Origin of the sequence: Marinomonas balearica (assembly GCF_004362145.1) — a bacterium.
GTDB lineage: Bacteria > Pseudomonadota > Gammaproteobacteria > Pseudomonadales > Marinomonadaceae > Marinomonas > Marinomonas balearica.
The window spans coordinates 83,327-102,899 of the sequence record NZ_SNXC01000013.1 but is presented as its reverse complement, the minus strand read 5'-3'; the positions used below and the strand labels follow the sequence as shown (position 1 = coordinate 102,899).

Here is a 19,573-nt window from a genome sequence, read left to right as displayed (position 1 = left end):
ATGTGTGTGATTTTTGTACATATTAAAAATCGTATAGGCTTATTGATTAGTCAATTTGTTTTGAGTAGATTTTTATTTAAGTTTATGGTTTCAGTAGAAATAGCGCAAAAAAAAGCCGCCTATTTGGCAGCTTTTGAAAAAGTGGAAAAGCGACTAATTAATCAGTGTAGTGCTCGATTGGTGGGCACTCGCAGAATAAATTTCGGTCGCCATATACGTTGTCAATTCGGCCTACTGGAGGCCAATATTTGCGTGATTTGATCCATGCTAAGGGGTAAGCAGCTTCTTCTCTAGAGTACTGGTGATTCCATTCTCCCTCTAGAAGGCTTGCTGCGGTATGAGGAGCATTGACTAGAGGGTTGTCTTCAATTGACCACTCGCCGCCTTGTACTTTGCGAATCTCATTACGAATTTGAATCATAGCGTCACAGAAGCGATCAAGCTCTTCTTTGCTTTCTGACTCTGTAGGTTCGATCATTAGTGTACCAGCAACAGGGAACGACATGGTTGGGGCGTGGAATCCAAAGTCCATCAATCGCTTGGCGATGTCTTCTTCACTGATACCAGATTCCGCCTTAATTGGGCGAATATCTATAATACACTCGTGTGCCACTGTGCCATTTTTGCCCGTGTAAAGCACTGGATAATGATCTCCAAGGCGCTTAGCAATGTAATTTGCGTTCAGAATTGCATGATGCGTTGCATCTCTAAGGCCTTTATCTCCCATCATCTTTATGTACATCCAAGTAATAACCAGGATGCTTGCACTGCCGTAAGGTGCTGCAGATATGGCGCCGTGTTGCTCATTCTGCTGTACGACGGGGCTCACTGCATGGCCTGGCAAGAAGGGGGATAGATGGGATTTAACACCAATCGGTCCCATGCCTGGGCCACCGCCGCCATGCGGAATGCAGAATGTTTTATGCAAATTAAGGTGAGAAACGTCGCCGCCAAACGATCCTGGAGGGGCAACACCTAATAGCGCATTGAGGTTTGCGCCGTCGATGTAAACTTGACCGCCGAACTTATGAACCACGTCGCACACTTCACGGATGTGTTCTTCAAACACGCCGTGCGTAGATGGGTAGGTTGCCATAATGCAGCTTAAGTTATCCGCATGCAGTTCCGCTTTCTCAGTTAAATCGATAAGGTCGATATTGCCATTTTCATCGCATTTTACGATAACGACTTTCATACCAGCTAATGCTGCAGAAGCAGGGTTCGTCCCGTGCGCGGAGCTCGGAATTAAACAAATATTTCGGTGCGCGTCACCACGAGACTTGTGGTATTTATCAATAGCGACCAGACCTGCATATTCACCTTGTGCGCCAGAGTTTGGCTGAAGTGAAATGGTATCGTACCCAGTTGCTTTTGATAGCATTTGAATCAATTCGTCGAGCAACTGATGATAACCTTCTACTTGAGCTTCTGGCGCGAATGGGTGGATGCGTCCAAATTCTGCCCATGTAACAGGGATCATTTCTGATGCTGCATTAAGTTTCATTGTGCATGAGCCAAGCGGAATCATACTTTGATTTAATGCGATGTCTTTAACTTCAAGTTGACGCATATAGCGCATTAACTCTGTTTCACTGTGGTGTGTGTTGAAAACAGGGTGTGCAAGAATTGCGTCAGTACGTACTAGCTCAGGGTCAAATCCAAAGTCAATCGTGCTGTCTAAAGCGGAGTCGTCAATTGTAACGCTAAAAATGTCTGCAAGATCTATGAGATCGTTAAACGAGGTTGTTTCGCTTATGGATAAAGAGATCGATGCATCGCTCGCTTTGTATAGGTTGATGTTTTGAGCGTGTGCTGCGGACAGTATTGCGTCTGTACGATCTCCTGTTTCAATAACCAATGTATCAAAATAAGTGTCGTTTAAACGGTATTTTTCTTTAAGAGATTGCGCCAGAATATTGGTAAATCCTGCAACTCGTGAAGCAATTTTCTTCAATCCATCTGGGCCGTGATATACCGCGTAGAATCCTGCCATCATCGCCAATAAGGCTTGTGCAGTACAAATGTTTGATGTCGCTTTCTCGCGTCGAATATGTTGTTCGCGAGTTTGCATGGCCATACGTAATGCTGGTTTGTCGTGACTGTCTTTTGACACACCAATGACGCGGCCTGGCATCGAACGTTTGAATTTGTCTTTTGTTGCAAGGAAAGCGGCATGTGGGCCGCCAAATCCCATAGGAACGCCAAATCGCTGAGCGCTGCCAACTACGATGTCTGTACCAAGTTCGCCAGGAGATTTTAATAGAACAAGAGATAATAGGTCGACAACGGTTGTAACTAACGCTTTTTGTGCGTGCGCAGCCTCAACCACCGAACGTAGATCTGTCACGTTTCCATCGATGCCTGGATATTGTAATACCACACCAAATACATCATGGTCGGACAAAGTGTCGACATTAGCACAGATCACTTCTATACCCAAAAGCTCTGCTCGAGTCTTTATAACGTCAATCGTTTGAGGAAGGCAGTTATCTGCAACGAAAAGTACATTGCTCTTTTTCTTGTTAGAGCGCTGCATTAGCGTCATCGCTTCAGCTGCTGCGGTTGCTTCATCTAGTAAAGAGGCGTTGGATATTTCCATCCCTGTAAGGTCGATAACCACTTGCTGGAAGTTCAATAGTGCTTCAAGGCGACCTTGAGATATTTCTGGTTGGTACGGCGTGTAAGCAGTATACCAGCCTGGATTTTCTAATAGATTGCGTAAAATGGGCGTAGGAACAAATGTATCGTGATACCCCATACCAATGAAACTGCGTGCAACGGTGTTTTTATTGGCAATTGATTTTAGCTCTGTTAACGCTTCGTTTTCACTTAGTGGCTGTTCGCTCAGATCGATGTTTGTTAGATGGATTGCGCTTGGAACGGTTTGCTCAATCAATGTGTCAAGAGAAGGAGCGCCTATAGTATCCAGCATTTTTTGCTTTTCTGAGGAATCTGGGCCAATGTGGCGAGCTAGAAACTCATCTTTGCCTAATAAATCGCGGATGCACGAAGTCATGATGATATCACCTGTACAATAAATGATGTTTTGTGTGAGGGTTGAGAGCGCCCTTTGAAAATGCAGCAATGCAGATTCTATTTCGGTATTTCCTAAGAAGGAAAGGGCGCTTTTTCGACTTTATCCTAAACGGAAAAATCTATTCTTCGATTGACGCTGTATAGCCTGCATCATCAAGAAGTTTGCTGAGATCTGCGTCTTCAGCTAGCTTTATTTTTGCAATCCACGCGTCAGCGTATGGCGATTCATTGATTAGCTCTGGAGCGTCGTCAAGAGCTTCGTTTACTTCTACAATCACCCCAGTCACTGGCGCGTAAATGTCAGAAGCTGCTTTTACTGACTCAACAAGAGAGAATTGTTCTGTTGCTGTAACTTCTGAATCTACTTCAGGTAGCTCAACATAAACAACATCGCCAAGCAGATCTTGTGCGTGATCTGTGATACCTACTGTTACAGTGCCATCTCCGTTGTCAAGAACCCACTCGTGTGAATCTGCATACTTTAGGTTGTTTGGAATATTGCTCATTTTTTTAGTCCCATTAGTAAAAATAACCCGAGGTGGAGTGCCTCGGGTATTTAATATTAACGATAAAGAGGGAATTGCTTACAAAGCTCAAGAACTTCGTTGCGAACACGCTCTTCTACTTCAGGATTACCTTCAGGTTTTTCAACTAAACCATCAAGTACATCGCTGATAAGGTGGCCCACTTTACGAGCCTCCTCTTCACCGAAACCACGTGATGTGATTGCTGGCGTACCTAAACGAACACCAGAAGTCACCATAGGTTTTTCTGTATCGAATGGAATGCCGTTTTTGTTACAAGTAATGCCAGCGCGTTCCAAGGCTTGGTCAGCAACATTACCTTTAAGTCCTTTAGGACGAAGATCAACCAACATTAGGTGAGTATCAGTACCACCTGTAACGATGTCGCAACCACGTTCAACCATAACTTCAGCAAGTGCTTTAGCATTTGCTACAACTTGCTTGATGTAATCTGTGAATTCAGGTTTAAGTGCTTCACCGAATGCAACTGCTTTACCTGCGATAACGTGCATTAATGGGCCACCTTGGTAGCCTGGGAATACTGCAGAGTTGATTTTCTTACCTAGATCCAAATCATTCGATAGGATCATGCCGCCACGAGGGCCGCGTAGTGTTTTGTGTGTTGTTGTTGTAACAACATGCGCATGTGGTAGTGGAGATGGGTGTACACCTGTTGCAACTAAACCTGCAATGTGTGCCATATCTACCATTAAGTAAGCGCCAACTTTGTCAGCGATTTCACGGAAACGTTTGAAATCGATTTCACGTGGGATTGCAGATCCACCCGCGATAATCATTTTTGGTTTGGTTTCAATAGCCTGAGCTTCGATAGCATCGTAATCGATAAGCAGTGTTTCAGGGCTTACGTCGTATTGAACAGCATTGAACCATTTACCAGATTGAGCCGGTGGCGCACCGTGAGTTAAGTGTCCGCCTGAAGACAGTGACATACCCATGATAGTGTCGCCTGGCTGAAGAAGTGCCAGCATCACAGCGCCGTTAGCTTGTGCTCCAGAGTGAGGTTGCACATTTACAAATTCACAGCCAAATAATTTCTTCGCACGATCGATCGCCAATTGCTCAGTTACATCAACAGCTTCACAGCCACCGTAGTAACGACGAGTAGGATAACCCTCAGCATACTTGTTAGTAAGAACAGAACCTTGCGCTTCTAATACTGCTTTTGAAACAATATTTTCTGAGGCGATTAGCTCAATACCGTTTTCTTGGCGTTCTTGCTCTTCTGTAAGAGTTGCAAACAATTCTGGGTCGCGCTCAGAAAGCGCTTGGCTGAAGAATACTTCAGTGTTGGCCATGATGGAATTTCCTCTTAAATTAACATTTTTGCAAATGACACAAAAATTCTTATATATGTTAACACTTCATACGTTCAAAGGAATGAAAAATGGTCAACTTAATAAGAGTTTCTTTTATGTGCTTCCGAGCTAATTGAAGCACATCATAATTAAAAAGTTTCCAATTGGAAACGAAAGTGTCGCTTTTTTTTATTTTTCGGAAAAATAAATCGTAATTGAACCACTTGGTTATGTTTCTAGGCGTTTTTTTAGCCTCGAAAAGCGCAATATATTGGAAAATATAGCAGTAAATCCTTGAAACTTAGTTCAGTTAAGCTTTATCCTGTTTCCAATCGGAAACAATAACCCAGATCTTCCATAAGAGGTTCTTTATGAAACGTACTCCTTTATACGACGCACACATAGATGCGCAAGCGCGCATGGTTGAATTTGCAGGCTATGAAATGCCCGTACAGTATCCGTTAGGGGTAAAAAAAGAGCATTTGTGGGTACGTGAAAACGCTGGTCTATTTGACGTTTCTCATATGGGACAAGTAATTATCAGCGGCGAAAATGCTAAAAAAGAATTAGAAGCGGTATTGCCTGTAGATGTTTTGGGTTTGGCGTTAAACACTCAACGTTACGGCTTTTTTACTACTAAAGAAGGCGGTATCTCAGACGATCTTATGTTTGCAAACTGGGGTGATCAAATTTTTATGGTGGTTAATGCCGCGTGTAAAGGTCAAGACATCGCTTATTTAAAAGAGCAATTGGTCACAAGCTCTGTCGTAGAAATTGAAAATCGTGCATTACTTGCTCTTCAAGGCCCTAAAGCTCGTCAAGCTGCTCAGGCTTTGATTCCTGAACTGTCTAATATGGTGTTTATGCAGTCCATCAAAGTAGAGTGGCAAGGTATTGAACTTTGGGTGAGCTGTTCAGGTTATACCGGTGAAGACGGTTATGAAATCTCTGTTCCAGCGAATCAGGCAGTATTACTCGCGTCTGCTTTGACGTCGATGGAAGAAGTTGAATGGATTGGTCTTGGTGCTCGTGATTCATTACGTTTAGAAGCGGGTCTTTGCTTATATGGTCACGACATAGATACCAATACAACGCCGGTTGAAGCTTCTCTTAATTGGGCTATTCAAAAGGTTCGCCGTATCGATGGTGAGCGTGAAGGTGGGTTTGTAGGCAGCGATGTTATTCTTCCTCAATTTGGTCAAACATTATCGCGTAAACGTGTTGGCTTCTTAGTGGAGAGCAAAGCCCCTGTTCGTGAAGGTGTTGAAATCGTAAATGAAGCCAATGAGACAGTAGGGAAAGTCACCAGTGGTGGTTTTTCACCTTCACTGGGTCAGCCTATCGTCATGGCTTATATTGAAACGCAAGCGTTAGAATCGCCTTTGTTTGCTTTGGTTCGAGGGAAGCAATTGCCATTAACGCAAACCAAAATGCCGTTTGTTCCTGCTCGTTTTTATCGTGGGTAACATTGAGTTTTAAGCTCTAGCCTCCATCTATTCATGGAGGCTAGAAGACTTTACTAGAGCACGAAGCGAGCATCCTTAATATGGTTGCTTGTTCTTATCTGTGTAATAATTCCATCTTTCGTTTAATCCTCCCAGAAAACAGTTGTAGGTTATTGGTGCTTGTCTCTCGCGATGTAGAATCCGTTTTTCATGAATGTTTCTTTAATGAGTTTAATACCCTTTTAGTTGGAGAAGCCGAAGAGCCATTTTATCGAGCTTCCGTAAATGGTGAGCCTGCACGTATTGAATACCGATACGATTACATCTCCAGTGCGTTACATGAAACAGCTCATTGGTGCGTTGCTGGCACACAAAGGAGAATGCAAGATGACTTTGGTTATTGGTATGAGCCAGATTCGCGTAGCTTAGCTTTACAAAAAGTTTTTGAAGACGTTGAGGTTCTACCGCAATCTTATGAGTGTTTTTTCCAATGGGCTCTTGGAAGAGAATTTAGAGTCAGTAGTGATAATTTGGCCCTTCCTGACTACGACAGCACACCTTTTCAACATCGCGTTTTAGACAAAGTCTACACGCTTATGTCAAATATACCTGAGCGCGTTCAACGTTTTGCATTGGCGCTTTATGATCTACGTTTCCCTAATACCACATTAACTTTTAAGCAACATTTGCAGGAGTGTTATGAAAATCATCGCCGATGAGAATATGCCTAATGTTTTAAATCTGTTTTCATCTATTGGAGACGTTTCTCTTATGCCTGGTCGATCGTTGTCTAATGAGGAGGTAAAAAACGCAGACATTCTTCTCGTGCGTTCGGTCACTAAGGTAACTCCTGCGCTTCTAAAAGACAGCAACATAAAATTTGTTGGTAGCGCTACAATTGGAACGGATCATATTGATCTTGAGCATCTTCAAAATAACAATATTTGCTTCAGCAGCGCACCCGGTTGTAATGCCGATGCCGTTGCAGATTATGTGTTCAGTGCTTTGTCTCATCTTTATTTAAATAAAAAACTGACTTGGTTAAACAAACGCATTGGTATTATCGGACATGGAAACGTTGGTAAAACGGTCTATCAACGCTTTGAAACTCTGGGTTGTAATGTAATTGCCTACGATCCGTTCGTACAAAACAATTCAACAAAGCTGACAACGCTCGATGATGTAATGGATTGCGATATTATTTGCTTACATGCACCGCTGACAAAGACAGGGTCTCATCCGACTTATAACATGTTAGGAAAGGAGCAGCTGAAAAAACTCAAACCAGATACAACCATAATTTCAGCAGGGCGAGGCGGTGTTATCTGTGAAGACAGCTTAATCGCTCGACTCGAAGAATTAGAAGGAAGACTGAATTTGGTGTGGGACGTATGGAAAAATGAACCTCATATCAATACCACGCTTCTGGATAAAGTGGATCTGGCAACGCCTCATATTGCAGGGTACAGCAAACAAGGAAGGGAAAAAGGAACTTGGATGGTATACCTTTCTCTTTGTAAGTTTTTGAATATTAAACCTAATTTAGACTACTCCAAAGCAGTGAGTCGAGGTAGTATTACAAATATGTTATTAAATGAGGACGCCTGTCTACATGACGTGCTCGCAAGAGCGATTCTTGCTGTTTATGATATTTCGAGAGACGACACGCGACTAAGACGGAAATATAGAAATGCACCGTCTTATGAAACGTTTGATTGGCTCCGTAAGCACTATGTAGAAAGAGATGAATTTAACACATGCATCGCGACTCAGGCATCTTATCAAAGAGAGCTAAACGCAATCGGTTTTAAACGTAATTAATTTAAAAGAATAATAAGGTGAGGTGATGCCTAGATGGCTGATGTAGTCCAGACCAATTTTAGCGAAATAGACGTGCCGATGGGAACATCTGTGCAGCTAGAGTTTATTTCGCCTCCTGGACGCCACACTGTACAAGTCGTGGGAAGACTTCCCGGGCGATCTCTTATCCTGTCATCACCTAAAGTAAACGGTAAAAACATCTTGGTTCGCGAAAGCCAAGTGGTGAACGTTCGCTTAATGCTCGACACTTCTGTCTGTGCTTTTTCAAGCCAAGTTGCGAAGAGCTATCTCGATCCTTCAGCGCATTTGCACATCGCTTATCCAGACTATGTAGAAACCTCAATTGTACGTAAGGCCGTGCGTATTGAAACTCGTGCTATTTGTAGTCTTGAACCTATTGCGAACAACCCAGAGAGTATTTTCTCAGCAGCTAATGGAATCTTGGTAGATCTAAGTACTGGTGGGGCAAAGCTTCTTTCTAAAGAAGATTTCGGTTCTGTTAACCAAAAGATGAATCTTTCTTTACGGTTAAAAATATCTGAGTACGATTTCTATTTGAAGATTATTTCTGAGATTCGATCTCAAGAAATAGAACACATTGATAAGCTGCAATCGACCTTAACAGACAATGAGTTCCTTTCTCGAATGGGAGTTGAGTATTTATATGTCTATGGCATCAAATTTAACGAATTGCCGAAGGAAGTAGGCGTTCCGCTAGTTGCTTATATTCTTGAACAACAAAGAGAAAAAGGGCGCTAATCGCGCTTTTCTCTTTTTCAAAAAGCACTACCTTTCTCTTTAACCCCCTCTGTATCCATCCATTTTTTAAGCGTATCTTACGCAAAATTGAATACAACATTTCACTCGCATTCTTTTTGTTCGCAGAAAAGAACTTGAACTCTGCCATGTAATTTACAATACTGTATGTATATACAGTATTTTGGATTCTGACATGCATTCTCCTTCTTTGAACTCACTTTCTAATAAAGGGCTTATTTGGCGCGGTAACACTTCACCCATACCTGTTGAACAAAAAGAGGAAAAGCTAAGTACAGGATTTGATAAAATTGACGCGTTACTCAATTCCAATGGGTGGCCGTCTGGTGATGTTATAGAAGTGCTCATTTCACAACCCGGAATTGGAGAGCTTAGCTTATTTACTCCATGGCTCAAACGCGCAAGTCAGGATAAGAAAGTGGCCTTTATTAACCCGCCTTTTATACCTAATGCCACACTTTTAGAGCTACAAGGCATTGAATCTCAGCAGTTATGGCTGATCAACACATCCAGTGAAAAAGATGCATTGTGGGCACAATATCAGTGTTTAAAATCTGGATTATGTTGTGCTGTATTTATGTGGCATCCAGTCAAGGCAGACATGGCCAACACCAGAAAATTACAGCTTGCAGCAAAGAACAGCAACACATTAGGGATTGCTTATCGCTCGGAAAAAGCGGCAAATCAGTCAACGCTTTTTCCATATAGAATGCATCTAAAATCAAATAAAGACGAAATAGAAGTTCGCTTTTTGAAAAGAAGAGGTGGGTGGGAAACTCGTCCCATTGCTATTTCCACGCAACCGAATAAAAGCCAATTTAGACGCTTAGCGGAGCATCAGCCGACGCTTTCAGCGCTATAAGGTAATCTATATGTGGATGGCTTTTTATTTTCCTCAACTGTCACTTGAAGCGCTGGACACTAATGGCTGCGGCAATGCTACCGCTCTGATCAACCGACAGAAATCAAAACTAATTTTGTGTAATCAACAAGCAAGGGCAACAGGATTAAAGGAAGGCATGTCACTGTCTCTTGCTTATACTCTTAATCCAGATTTGCAATTACGAGAAAAGGATGCACGAGCAGAATGGGAGCAATTGGAAATATTGGCTCTTTGCTTAAATCAGTTTTCCGCCACGGTGTGTATCAGTCCACCCAGAGCGATATTGATTGAAGTTGCCACCATGTTGCAGTATTTCGGCAGTGTCAGCGAAATCGAAAATAAAGCGCGTCAGGCACTGAACACATGGTCTGAAAATTACATCATAGGTTTCGCCAAGACAGGAAAATTAGCCCTTTGGCGAGCACTTTCTAAGAAGCCTCTTTTACCTGATAAACAATGGCAGAACCTTGATGAAGAGGTCTGGATTCAAGATATTTTAATAAAGCATCTCGATTGGTCTTCTAAGCATATACAAAGATTGCAAGGTATGGGTTTTAATACGTTAAACAGCTTGTATCGCTTACCAACATCATTGCTCCGGCGACACCTTGGAGTCGGGCTGTATACACAATTTGGTCAAGCATTAGGGCTTATTAAAGAACCTCTCACACCTTACCATGCACCAGAGACGTTTAAGAGAGAAAGGCTTTTTGAGTACGAGGTAGAATCTACTCTAGCTTTGTTATTTCCCTTAAAATCCATTATTCAGTCTATGTGTTTATTTCTTCAGCGCCGTAGACAATGGATGTATGCGTTTGAAATCACATTGACATTGGCATGGTCTACTAATAAAGCAGAAACCAGCCCAGTGATTCGTATTCAGCATGACCTCGGCAGCGACAGCGCTCCACTATGGCTAGAGCTTACAGAACTAAAATTGACCCGCTTAACACTTACAGCACCCGTGCGCTCAATGCGTGTTGATATTGTGAAAATGGAACAATCTGAGGAAGAATCGGGTGATTTATTTAATAACTTCCAACAACAAACACGGGATCAAAACCTTTTTATTAGTCGACTCCAAGCACGTTTAGGTGAACAGTCTATACAAACTCCCAAGCTTACAAATGAACATTTACCTGAACAAGCGATGCGGTTTTTATCGGTTTCACTCATTGAGCAAAAAGCAAAGGGCGGCAGTTCGTTGAGAAAACTCAGTCGCAATAATGATCTTGCTCACCGACCAGCTTGGCAAACTAAAAAGCCTGAACAAATTACTCCTAATCAATTTCAAATATTAGAAGGGCCCGAAAGAATTAGCAGTGCATGGTGGCTCAATAATAATGCGGTTCATTCATCGAGAAGAGATTACTATATTGCCCGTTGGTTCGATGGACGCAAAGCATGGGTATTTCGAAATGATTTAGGAACATGGTATTTGCATGGGTGGTTTGGGTAATGACAAAATTTCGCTATGCAGAACTGCATATCCGATCCAATTTCACTTTTCAAAAAGGCGCTTCACATCCATACGAGTTGGTTGAGCGCGCTCAAAAACTTCAGTATTCAGGAATCGCCATAACCGATGAATGCTCATTAGCAGGAGTCGTTAAAGCGCATAACGCAGCCAAAGAATGTAACATCCCATTGGTAATCGGCAGTGAATTTCAGTTAGATGCCTTTTCATTGATTGCGTTGGCACCTTCTATCCAAGCGTATCGAGTATTGAGCGCGCTCATAACAAAAGGAAGGAGGAACGCAAGCAAGGGCTTTTATAACCTTCAGCTTGAAGATTATCTATCAGGGCTTCAGGAATGTTTAATCATTATCGTGATTACGGATCAGTCTCTTACACAAGACTTTACCGTACAGCTTACTGCAATTAAGGAATTCAGTCGTCGCTTTCAAAACAGGCTATGGCTTGGCCTACAACAATTTTTGAAGCCTACTGACAATCATAAAAAACAATTGGTTTATCGACTATCTAGCGTATTACGATTGCCCGTTACGGCAATTGGTAGTGTCGACATGCATGAACCTCATCGTCAGCCACTGCGTGATGTAATGACTGCCGTACGGTTGCATACCTCTGTCGATGAGTTAGATGGTAGGCAAGCTTCCAATGCGGAAACTCATCTACGTTCTCCCAAAAAATTGAATAGAATCTACTCTGAGAAAGAGCTTGAAGAAAGCCTCACTATTCTGAAACGGTGTCACTTCTCATTAGATGAGCTGAAATACGAATACCCAAAAGACCTAGTGCCCGATCAAACATCACCGTCAGATTACTTGAAAACGCTGACATTTGAAGGCGCTCATCGGCGCTACCCTGAAGGCATCCCCATAAAGATTCAAAAACTGATCGAAAAAGAGCTTGGAATTATTAAAGAACTCAACTTCGAGCATTACTTTCTCACAGTGTGGGATATCGTCAAATTTGCTCGGGGTCGAGACATACTTTGCCAAGGCAGAGGATCTGCCGCCAATTCTGCTGTTTGCTATTGCCTTGAGATTACCGAAGTAAACCCCGCTAATACAGATTTATTGTTTGAACGCTTTATCTCAAAAGAAAGGCATGAACCGCCGGATATTGATGTAGATTTTGAACACGCTCGACGAGAAGAGGTCATACAATATCTATATCAGCGTTACGGTCGAGAACGAGCGGCATTAACAGCAACAGTAATAACGTACAGAGCGAAAAGTGCAATAAGAGACATAGGCAAAGCATTAGGATATGAAGAGCACTACCTTGGCAAGCTTATCAAACAATTGGATAGGCGCGATCAAACAACTCCTTGGCTAACACAGCTTTCAGAGTTTGGCACGCAACCACCATCTTATCGCTTCCAACTGTTTTTAAAATTGGTTGAGGAGGTTCTCGGTTTCCCACGTCATTTATCTCAACACGTCGGAGGTTTTGTGATCGCGGCAGAGCGAGTGGATTATTTGGTTCCGATTGAAAATGCCAACATGGACGGACGCACTATTATTCAATGGGATAAAGAGGATCTTGAATCGCTGGGGTTATTAAAAGTCGATATATTGGCACTGGGAATGTTAACCGCCATAAAGAAGTCATTGAGCATGATCAGCATTATGAAAAATGCTCCTTTTACCTTACAAAGTATTCCCAGAGAAGATCAGGCTGTTTATAACATGCTGCAACAAGGTGAAAGTATTGGAGTCTTTCAAGTCGAATCAAGAGCACAAATAAACATGTTGCCCCGCTTAAAGCCAAACTGCTTTTATGACCTGGTTATTCAAGTTGCTATTGTCAGACCGGGGCCCATTCAAGGTGGAATGGTGCACCCTTATCTACAACGTAGAGCAGGCACACAAGCCGTCAATTTCCCAAGTCACGAGGTGAAAAGCGTATTAAACAGAACCTTAGGAGTGCCTATTTTTCAAGAGCAAGTAATAAAGTTAGCCATGGTGGCTGCAGGATTCAGTGCAGGAGAAGCCGATCAATTAAGAAGAGCGATGGCCGCTTGGAAGCGAACGGGGCGTTTAAAACCTTTTCAAGACAAATTAAAAAAAGGCATGTTAGAACGAGGGTATGACGAAATCTTCGCTGATCAGCTGTGTTTACAAATTCAAGGTTTTGGTCAATATGGTTTTCCTGAATCACATGCTGCGAGCTTTGCGATCTTGGTTTATTTTTCATCATGGTTAAAACAACATTATCCCACCGTTTTTTGTTGCTCTCTGCTTAACAGCCAGCCTATGGGGTTTTATACGCCGTATCAACTTATTCAGGATGCACAACGAAATGGAGTCCTTATTAGACCTGCATGTGTGCAACACAGCGAATGGGATCATCAGTTAGAACCCCGCGATGAAGCCGCGACCAATGAAATGGAATTAACCGAAGATAAGCTGTACGCCATTCGTTTGGGGTTACGACTTGTGAGCGGTATGTCACACGAAGGCTGCGATCGTCTTGTTCAAGCGAGAGAGAATGGGGCTTTTAGTTCCTTAGACGATTTTCTTAATCGTGTAAAACCAAACAAGAGAGATAAAGAAGCTTTAGCTTCAAGTGGCGCACTTTCAACGTTATCGGGTAATCGCTTTCAAGCTCGGTGGGATATTCTTGGACATCAACAAGAAACACCACTTGATCTTGATCTGAATAACGAAACAAAAGTAGAGCTTTCTACACCGACTGAACAGGCCACTATATTAGAAGATTTAACCAGCATGGGCGTGAGCTTAAGGAAACACCCTATGCAGCTATTGAGAGAAAAAGGCGCATGCTATAAATGCACGCCAAGCAATCAAATAGAGCATGCTGCTCATCAACAACTGATTAGAGTGTCTGGTTTAGTGACAGGAAGACAAAGGCCCGGTACAGCATCAGGTGTGACCTTTATCACATTAGAAGACGAGTTTGGAAACACCAATGTTGTGGTTTGGCAGGCAACCGCAAGCGCTCAGAAAAAAGCCTTTTTAGGCGCTACCATTTTAGAAGTTCATGGAGTTTTGGAAAAAGAAGGAAAAGTCGTACATGTAATCGCCGGCCGTTTGATTGACAGAACAAGCTTATGGGAAGCGCTTTCAATAAAATCGAGGAACTTTCACTAGAGGTTTGTTCATAGATGGGAAGGCGAGTGGATCAAAGAAACAGAAAAAGACCAAAGATCGTGGCAAAATAGACCTTATAAAAAGTAAGGACGCCGTAATCATGCAACAGAATCTAGTTTCCGTTATAACCCCAGTTTACCAAGGTAAAAAAACCTTAAAACGAGCGGTACAATCACTCCTAAATCAATCACATGACAATTGGGAGTGTATTATCGCTTCTGATGATGGTGTGAATTATTTAAGTTGGCTCGCATCTCAAGGTATAAAAGACGAGCGACTAAGCATTGTGTATACGGATAAGCCAAAGAGTGGCCCCAATAGAGCGCGAAATAAAGCAAAAGAACATGCGATCGGAAACTGGATTGCACCTTTAGATGCCGACGATCTTTACTACCCAAATCGATTAGAAACACTTCTGAAAGCCGCAGCTCAAACAGGTGTGGCTCTTGACAACGTTAATGTCATCAACGATGAGAACGAGCAACTTATCGACACTGCATTCGATGCTTCCTATATAAACACGCTTTCATACGACAGGATTACACTCTCTGATTTTTGTCATACCGACACGCCACTCTTAATGCTATTTCATGAAAGCATGGCCACCCACAATTGGGAAAACGTATCTCGCGGCGGTGACACTCTATTTAATATGAGAGCGATAGAAAAAGCAGGATGGGCAACCTTTCATACTGATGCACTGCATGAATACAGAGTGCACAATGAATCCATGTGCCATGGAACAGGCGTGGGAGAAATTTTTCAAGCAGCGTATGAGCAAACGTTGTTCAGATTGGAACAAGATGGCTTAGGATTTGAAACTGAGCATGCTCGCCGACAAGTGATTCAGTTAATCAGGCAAAAAATGCAACTCAACAACACTTACGAAGAAGCACGTACCCATGAACCAGAGCTAGATTTTCAGACCTTTCGGAAATGCGCTTATAGCGCTTAGCAATAAACCCAATCTCTTACGTTCAAATGTTTGAAGCAAAGCAAAAGATTGGGTTCTTCACGTTATCTATGCGTTGGCAACACCTGGAAACCAGATAGCCTGCTTGCGACGCATGAAAATGACCAACACAGCAAGCACAAGGAATACTGCAGCAGGTGCCGGAGAAGGAACTCCGTAAGTAAGGTGGAAGTAAATCGCACCTAGCAAAATAGGAAGAAGACCTGTTGCTGCAAGCGCGCTCCAACGTGGCACCAACAAACCAATACCCGCTGTTACCTCTGCCGCACCGATAAAGTAACCGAACCAGCTCGGTAATCCCATTGTTTCAAAACTTTGATGAAGCTCCGGGATGCCCGCTAACTTAGCACCGCCAGCTCCTATGATAGGCAACGCTAATAAAATAACCGGTAACCAATTTTTGATTTTATTTACAATACTCATAAACTGTTTCTCATAGAATTAATATTTATTTGATAAATTATCTCCTTCAAATACAATTAATAATATTGATATATTTTTATAAACTGCATTAACAGAGGTTATGAAGTGGCTACGATAGATCAACTTAAAATTCTCATAGCAATTGCGGAAAGTCGTTCTTTAAGCCAAGCAGCAGAAAAAGTGTCGAAAACACAGCCTGCATTAACCACTGCAGTTAAGCAACTGGAGTCGGTATTGAGCGTACAGCTATTTGACCGAGAAGGTTATCGCTTAAGCTTAACCAATCAAGGTAACATCCTTTATCAAAAAGCCAAAAAAGTAATCGAATCACATCAAGAGTTAATTCAAACGGCGAAAAGCTATTCTGAAGGCAATGAGGAGCGGATCTCTCTCGCAATTGAAGCGTCATTTGAGCTCGATACCATCTTGTCAAAATTAGAGCCGCTGCAACAACGTCATAAATCCACTCAAATCGTCATAAAGCAAGAGTACCTCTCAGGCCCTGTAGAACAAATCCATAAAGGTGAAGTGGATCTGGCGATTACCCCGATTCAAGCAGAATTTAAAAAAAATGGTGAGTTGGAATTCCTACACGTGAGCAAAGGTGCCTTAATCAATGTGGCAGCTTCCAAATTGGTCAACAAGTTCGAATCGTTAACGAGTGTAAAACAGCTTATAGACACCTACCAAGTTGTAGTACAGGATTCTGGCTCTATGACAACAGGCGTCAATGTCGGAGTACAAAGCGCGCAACGCTATTGGTATGTAAACAACTTTGCAACTAAGCTTTCATTGATTCAATCTGGCATGGGTTGGGGGCGACTTCCTGAGCATTTCGTAAAGGACTTATTGAAATCAGGCGAACTCGTTGAGATAGAACTAAATGATTACGCAAGTCGCATCGAGTTTGACTACAAGCTCATAAAACGAAATGACAAATTATTAGGCCCTGTTGCGACAGAGCTATGGAATAGCTTTAAAAAAACGTAAATTTGATAAGGCAAAGTGTCCCTTATCAAAATACTCACTCGTCTAATAGACAGCTTAGCCAGTTAGCTGAGTGTTTAAAAACGTTTAATGAGGAATGTATTATGAGTAACTATATGTTGATCTATTTAGGTGGCGATCCAGAATGGGCTGCAAAAACAACACCCGAAGAAATGGCTGCTACGATGCAAGATTGGACCAAATGGATAGAAGCCTTAGCGGCAAAAGATCAATTAGTCTCAGGTGGCGATCCGCTCAACTATGGTGGGAAACGAGTGAACGAAGAAGGCGTTGTAACAGACATTGCCGCCTCTGAATTTAAAGAACTTGTGTCAGGTTATTCTATAGTTAAAGCAAAAAACTACGACGAAGCGGTAGACATTACCAAAACCTGCCCCATTTTTTCGCACCCTGGGTGTACTGTCGAAATAAGAGAAATAATGGAAGTGGACTTCTAAATTACTTACGAGGATTGCGACAAAAGGTCTTCAATCTGATGCAACATTAATGCTTGCTCAGCTCTTGTTCCCCCTTTATCACAAGAAGCCTTTGCATGTGCAAAGGCTTTTTCTTTATCACCGTTTAAGGCGTATAAATGCGCGAGAGTCGCATCCAACATATGGGATTTAGACAATAATGGCGAGCTTTCAAGTGCTGCCACAGTTTGAATCGCTTGCTCAGAAAAACCAGCGTAACCAAGTGACACCGCTAGGTTAATTTTGGCCACTTCAGAGCCGGTAAGATCCACTAATTCTCGATACCAATGGACAATTTTTTGCCAATCCGTCTCTTTAAATGTTTCTGCTCTACAGTGTTCAGAGGCAATCAAAGCTTCTAAATAAAAACGACTTAATTTCAGATCCGCTCCGTTAGAAGCAGTATTCAGCAAAAACTCACCGGCATTGATATAGCCTTTATTCCATAGGTTTCGATCTTGGAGATTAAGCGGGATTAACTGATTGCTCTCATCTAAGCGCGTATCTATTCGCGCGATGTGAAAATGCATCAACGCATACAAAGAAACTGTCTCTTTGTTGCCCAATTTTGGGTGTTCAACTAGCAACTTGAGGAGGGCGATCGCCTCTTGGCAGAACGCTTTACGAATGGGGGTTTGATCGTCCGTACTGTGAAAGCCTTCATTAAACAATAAGTATAAGACCAAATGAACGCGCTCAATAACACTTTCATAGACATCATTGTCCGGCAATGACCATGGTAACTGTTTAAATTGCTCCTTTGTTCGCGTTAAACGTTTTTTAACAGTCTCTTCTGGTAAAAATAACGCTTTTGCGATCGCGTGAACGCTTAAACCACAAAGTGACTTTAAAATAAAAGGAAGCAGATTTTGCAGCTTCATATCCGTCGCACAGCACAAGAAAACCATGCGCAATTGTTCGTCCTGAAAATATGGCTCATGGAAGGCTTCATCTACCGACAGCGCCGCAGTCCATTCACTTTCAAGTAACTCAGCGTATTGCTCCGACAATCTTAAACGGTTTTTTTGAGTACGAATCACATCAATAGCTCGATTGCGAGCGGTTTGAATCAACCAAGCGCTCGGATTATTGGGAATATCCGAAGTTGACCATGTTATCAATGCTGTATGAAATGCCTCCTGCAACATGTCTTCGACAAGATCAATATTGTGGTGACCAAAAATGCGCAGTAAAGATGCCAGCATCTTGGGTGATTCCTCTCTATACAAGACATCAATGGAACGCTGCACCTTAGTCGATTTGTTTGTCACTGATCAAACCTCCAAACATATAATAGGACCCTGCCTAGCGAGAATAACATGAAGCGAGAAAGAGGACGCTTGATTGATTTAATCAAAGCCGATACATTCATAAAATCAACGAGGTAAAGGAACACCAATGTCCCGCTTTGAACACCCCGGCGCACTGCGAGAAGCTAAAACACGCATACAACACACCCTGAACAACGGCGATACGCATCTTGATTTAAGCAAATTAAGGCTAAGACAACTTCCTCCAGAGATTTGCGAACTTTCAGAACAGCTCATTTCGTTAGATTTAAGCGGGTGCAAATGTTTGTCGCATCTAACGGGTATTCAAACTTTACAAAAGCTTGAACAGCTAAACTTGCGTTTGTGCAATCGCTTACAAAGCCTCGAGGGCTTATCTGGACTTACCGACTTAACGTCTTTGAATTTAAGCAAGTGCGACTCGCTACAAAGCCTCGAGGGCTTATCACAGCTTAGCAATCTAGCGTCTTTGAATTTACGCGGGTGCGACTGGCTACAAAGCCTCGAGGGCTTATCACAGCTTAGCAATCTAGCGTCTTTGGGTTTAAGCGAGTGTAAATCGCTACAAAGCCTCGAGGGCTTATCACAGCTTAGCAATCTAGCGTCTTTGAATTTACGCGAGTGTAAATCGCTACAAAGCCTCGAGGGGTTATCAGGACTTACCGCCTTAACGTTTTTGGATTTAGGCTGGTGCCGCTCGCTACAAAGCCTCGAGGGCTTATCACAGCTTTACAATCTAGCGTCTTTGAATTTAAGCGGGTGCGACTCGCTACAAAGCCTCGAGGGCTTATCACAGCTTAGCAATCTAGCGTCTTTGGATTTATACTGGTGCGACTCGCTAAAAAGCCTCGAGGGCTTATCACAGCTTAGCAATCTAGTGTCTTTGAATTTAAGCAAGTGCAACTCGCTACAAAGCCTCGAGGGCTTATCACAGCTTAGCAATCTAGCGTCTTTGAATTTACGCGGGTGCGACTGGCTACAAAGCCTCGAGGGCTTATCACAGCTTAGCAATCTAGCGTCTTTGGGTTTAAGCGAGTGC

16 protein-coding genes are annotated in these 19,573 nt (G+C 42.6%); 11 read left to right on the top strand and 5 right to left on the bottom strand.

From position 1 onward, the window contains the following. Nucleotides 1–157 precede the first annotated feature (157 nt). From gcvP to glyA, 3 genes are all read right to left on the bottom strand, one after another. Nucleotides 158–3,016 carry an aminomethyl-transferring glycine dehydrogenase gene (gcvP, locus tag DFP79_RS12380; protein ID WP_133504255.1) on the bottom strand — a complete coding sequence of 953 codons (2,859 nt, stop codon included), beginning with the start codon at nucleotides 3,014–3,016 and terminating at the stop codon, nucleotides 158–160. 139 nt (nucleotides 3,017–3,155) lie between these two features. After that, nucleotides 3,156–3,542 carry a glycine cleavage system protein GcvH gene (gcvH, locus tag DFP79_RS12375; RefSeq protein ID WP_208111436.1) on the bottom strand — a complete coding sequence of 129 codons (387 nt, stop codon included), beginning with the start codon at nucleotides 3,540–3,542 and terminating at the stop codon, nucleotides 3,156–3,158. Nucleotides 3,543–3,598: 56 nt separating this feature from the next. Then, the gene (gene glyA / locus DFP79_RS12370; protein ID WP_133504254.1) at nucleotides 3,599–4,876 is read right to left on the bottom strand and encodes a serine hydroxymethyltransferase; all 1,278 of its coding nucleotides are present in this window, start codon (nucleotides 4,874–4,876) and stop codon (nucleotides 3,599–3,601) included. A gap of 371 nt (nucleotides 4,877–5,247) precedes the next feature. Between glyA and gcvT the strand changes: the two genes are divergently transcribed. The 8 genes from gcvT to DFP79_RS12330 all read left to right on the top strand — a co-directional run bounded on the left by gcvT (nucleotide 5,248) and on the right by DFP79_RS12330 (nucleotide 15,341). Beyond that, nucleotides 5,248–6,342, top strand: a complete 1,095-nt coding sequence (gene gcvT / locus DFP79_RS12365; RefSeq protein WP_133504253.1) for a glycine cleavage system aminomethyltransferase GcvT — start codon at nucleotides 5,248–5,250, stop codon at nucleotides 6,340–6,342. Between the two features lie 155 nt (nucleotides 6,343–6,497). Continuing rightward, on the top strand, nucleotides 6,498–7,040 hold the full coding sequence (locus tag DFP79_RS12360) for an elongation factor P hydroxylase (protein ID WP_133504252.1): 543 nt from the start codon (nucleotides 6,498–6,500) through the stop codon (nucleotides 7,038–7,040). Next, nucleotides 7,021–8,142, top strand: coding sequence for a 4-phosphoerythronate dehydrogenase (locus tag DFP79_RS12355; protein WP_133504251.1), 1,122 nt, complete (start codon nucleotides 7,021–7,023; stop codon nucleotides 8,140–8,142). The genes DFP79_RS12360 and DFP79_RS12355 overlap by 20 nt, the downstream gene beginning before the upstream one ends. A gap of 33 nt (nucleotides 8,143–8,175) precedes the next feature. Continuing rightward, the gene (locus tag DFP79_RS12350) at nucleotides 8,176–8,901 is read left to right on the top strand and encodes a flagellar brake protein (RefSeq protein ID WP_133504250.1); all 726 of its coding nucleotides are present in this window, start codon (nucleotides 8,176–8,178) and stop codon (nucleotides 8,899–8,901) included. A 193-nt stretch (nucleotides 8,902–9,094) separates the two neighbouring features. Further along, nucleotides 9,095–9,781 (top strand): translesion DNA synthesis-associated protein ImuA, encoded by a 687-nt coding sequence (gene imuA / locus DFP79_RS12345; RefSeq protein WP_133504249.1) that lies wholly within the window; start codon nucleotides 9,095–9,097, stop codon nucleotides 9,779–9,781. A gap of 10 nt (nucleotides 9,782–9,791) precedes the next feature. Continuing rightward, complete coding sequence (locus tag DFP79_RS12340; RefSeq protein WP_133504248.1) at nucleotides 9,792–11,261, top strand: Y-family DNA polymerase; 1,470 nt, start codon at nucleotides 9,792–9,794, stop codon at nucleotides 11,259–11,261. Continuing rightward, a complete protein-coding gene (locus DFP79_RS12335; RefSeq protein ID WP_133504247.1) occupies nucleotides 11,261–14,386 on the top strand; it encodes an error-prone DNA polymerase in 3,126 nt (1,041 codons plus the stop codon). The genes DFP79_RS12340 and DFP79_RS12335 overlap by 1 nt, the downstream gene beginning before the upstream one ends. Before the next feature lie 100 nt (nucleotides 14,387–14,486). Continuing rightward, on the top strand, nucleotides 14,487–15,341 hold the full coding sequence (locus tag DFP79_RS12330; RefSeq protein WP_133504246.1) for a glycosyltransferase family 2 protein: 855 nt from the start codon (nucleotides 14,487–14,489) through the stop codon (nucleotides 15,339–15,341). 66 nt (nucleotides 15,342–15,407) lie between these two features. On the opposite strand, the gene DFP79_RS12325 is transcribed toward DFP79_RS12330, so the two are convergent. Next, nucleotides 15,408–15,782 (bottom strand): DoxX family protein, encoded by a 375-nt coding sequence (locus DFP79_RS12325; RefSeq protein ID WP_133504245.1) that lies wholly within the window; start codon nucleotides 15,780–15,782, stop codon nucleotides 15,408–15,410. A 105-nt stretch (nucleotides 15,783–15,887) separates the two neighbouring features. On the opposite strand from DFP79_RS12325, the gene DFP79_RS12320 reads away from it, so the two are divergent. Both DFP79_RS12320 and DFP79_RS12315 read left to right on the top strand, forming a co-directional pair. Then, nucleotides 15,888–16,772, top strand: coding sequence for a LysR family transcriptional regulator (locus tag DFP79_RS12320; protein ID WP_133504244.1), 885 nt, complete (start codon nucleotides 15,888–15,890; stop codon nucleotides 16,770–16,772). Nucleotides 16,773–16,873: 101 nt separating this feature from the next. Then, the gene (locus DFP79_RS12315) at nucleotides 16,874–17,227 is read left to right on the top strand and encodes a YciI family protein (protein ID WP_133504243.1); all 354 of its coding nucleotides are present in this window, start codon (nucleotides 16,874–16,876) and stop codon (nucleotides 17,225–17,227) included. A gap of 5 nt (nucleotides 17,228–17,232) precedes the next feature. Here DFP79_RS12315 and DFP79_RS12310 read toward each other — a convergent pair whose 3' ends face one another. Continuing rightward, nucleotides 17,233–18,516, bottom strand: coding sequence for an RNA polymerase sigma factor (locus DFP79_RS12310; protein ID WP_243730267.1), 1,284 nt, complete (start codon nucleotides 18,514–18,516; stop codon nucleotides 17,233–17,235). 127 nt (nucleotides 18,517–18,643) lie between these two features. On the opposite strand from DFP79_RS12310, the gene DFP79_RS18255 reads away from it, so the two are divergent. Continuing rightward, nucleotides 18,644–19,573, top strand: a 930-nt coding sequence (locus tag DFP79_RS18255; protein WP_424960647.1) for a leucine-rich repeat protein, incomplete at its 3' end; no start/stop codon positions are given.

Coding starts and splice junctions, on each gene's coding strand:
- gcvP (WP_133504255.1), bottom strand. CDS start 3,016: ATGACTTCGTGCATCCGCGATTTATTAGGCAAAGATGAGTTTCTAGCT.
- gcvH (WP_208111436.1), bottom strand. CDS start 3,542: ATGAGCAATATTCCAAACAACCTAAAGTATGCAGATTCACACGAGTGG.
- glyA (WP_133504254.1), bottom strand. CDS start 4,876: ATGGCCAACACTGAAGTATTCTTCAGCCAAGCGCTTTCTGAGCGCGAC.
- gcvT (WP_133504253.1), top strand. CDS start 5,248: ATGAAACGTACTCCTTTATACGACGCACACATAGATGCGCAAGCGCGC.
- DFP79_RS12355 (WP_133504251.1), top strand. CDS start 7,021: ATGAAAATCATCGCCGATGAGAATATGCCTAATGTTTTAAATCTGTTT.
- DFP79_RS12350 (WP_133504250.1), top strand. CDS start 8,176: ATGGCTGATGTAGTCCAGACCAATTTTAGCGAAATAGACGTGCCGATG.
- imuA (WP_133504249.1), top strand. CDS start 9,095: ATGCATTCTCCTTCTTTGAACTCACTTTCTAATAAAGGGCTTATTTGG.
- DFP79_RS12340 (WP_133504248.1), top strand. CDS start 9,792: ATGTGGATGGCTTTTTATTTTCCTCAACTGTCACTTGAAGCGCTGGAC.
- DFP79_RS12335 (WP_133504247.1), top strand. CDS start 11,261: ATGACAAAATTTCGCTATGCAGAACTGCATATCCGATCCAATTTCACT.
- DFP79_RS12330 (WP_133504246.1), top strand. CDS start 14,487: ATGCAACAGAATCTAGTTTCCGTTATAACCCCAGTTTACCAAGGTAAA.
- DFP79_RS12325 (WP_133504245.1), bottom strand. CDS start 15,782: ATGAGTATTGTAAATAAAATCAAAAATTGGTTACCGGTTATTTTATTA.
- DFP79_RS12315 (WP_133504243.1), top strand. CDS start 16,874: ATGAGTAACTATATGTTGATCTATTTAGGTGGCGATCCAGAATGGGCT.